Origin of the sequence: Arthrobacter sp. Hiyo1, assembly GCF_001263615.2 — a bacterium.
Classification (GTDB): Bacteria; Actinomycetota; Actinomycetes; order Actinomycetales; family Micrococcaceae; genus Arthrobacter.
Genome location: NZ_DF952477.1, coordinates 159,046 through 160,144, shown reverse-complemented (window position 1 = coordinate 160,144; position 1,099 = coordinate 159,046). Strand labels below are relative to the sequence as shown.

Below are 1,099 nucleotides of genomic sequence, written 5' to 3'. Positions count from 1 at the left end.
CCGGAGCGGGGGGGCTACATAGCATCCGCCGCGAGGACCGGCTACTTGATCCAGCGCAGGTTGAAGCGGTAGCGGTGCGGCTGACCGTGGTTGACGCGGATTCCGGCCGACACCGAGAAGCAGGTCACTGCGACCCAAATCGCCGTGGCCAAAACCGCGAACAGGTTTCCCACCACCGGGAGCAGGACCAGGATGTTTGCGAGCACTGCGGCAATCGTCGGAGGCAAAGTGAAGTTGAGCGCTTCCTTGGATTCCTGGGCCGTGAACGGGCCACGCTCGCGGAAGATCAGGTAGATCAGGAGCGAAGGCACGCAGCCGAGGATTCCTCCAAAGTGCGCCAGGGTTGCCCACTGCCGGTCTTCCGAGGCGGTCAAGGGCAGCGCGTTGGCAGGAACGCCGTGGTACTGGGACTGGCCCGAGGTGCCGTCCCGATCGTCAGGAGCGTTGTCTGCCACAGTTTCTTCCTTCGAGTGTCTATCGGTGCAGTGTTGCTGTCCCAGAATACTTGCTTGGCACGCGGTCAGCCGACCAACTGCTGTCCCCTACGCAGGTAATTCATCACGGAACGGTCAGGAAATCGATCACTTCCTCCACGCGACCCAGCAGAGACGCCTCCAAATCGGCGTAGCTGTGGACGGCGCCCAGCAGCTTCTGCCAACCCAGTCCGATGTCCTCGGCCGTTTCATGCGGCCAGCCGAACGCCTTCAGTATCCCGGTCTTCCAATCCGTGCCCCGCGCGATGGTCGGCCATTGCTCGATCCCCAACACCTTGGGCCGGATTGCCTGCCAGACGTCCACGTAGGGGTGTCCCACGATCAAGACGTTTCCTGCAGCGCCCGGCAGCGTCATGGCGTCGGCCGCAATCCGCGACTCCTTCGAATCCGGGACCAAGTGGTCCACAAGGATCCCGAGACGGCGGCCCGGGCCAGGGGAGAATGCGGCTATTGCCGCCTTGAGATCGTCCACGCCATGCAACGGCTCGACGACGATACCCTCCACCCGGAGATCATCTCCCCACACCTTTTCCACAAGTTCGGCGTCGTGCTTACCTTCCACCCATATCCGGCTCGCCTTGGCGACTTGGGCCCGCTGGCCGGCG

Annotated in this window: 2 protein-coding genes; both read right to left on the bottom strand. The window is 63.3% G+C overall.

The window, feature by feature from the left end:
• Positions 1 to 41 precede the first annotated feature (41 nt).
• Positions 42 to 455 (bottom strand): DUF4870 domain-containing protein, encoded by a 414-nt coding sequence (locus tag AHiyo1_RS22140; protein WP_059390016.1) that lies wholly within the window; start codon positions 453 to 455, stop codon positions 42 to 44.
• A 103-nt stretch (positions 456 to 558) separates the two neighbouring features.
• Positions 559 to 1,099: DUF3097 family protein (locus AHiyo1_RS22135; protein ID WP_113990744.1), on the bottom strand; the 541-nt coding region annotated here is incomplete at its 5' end.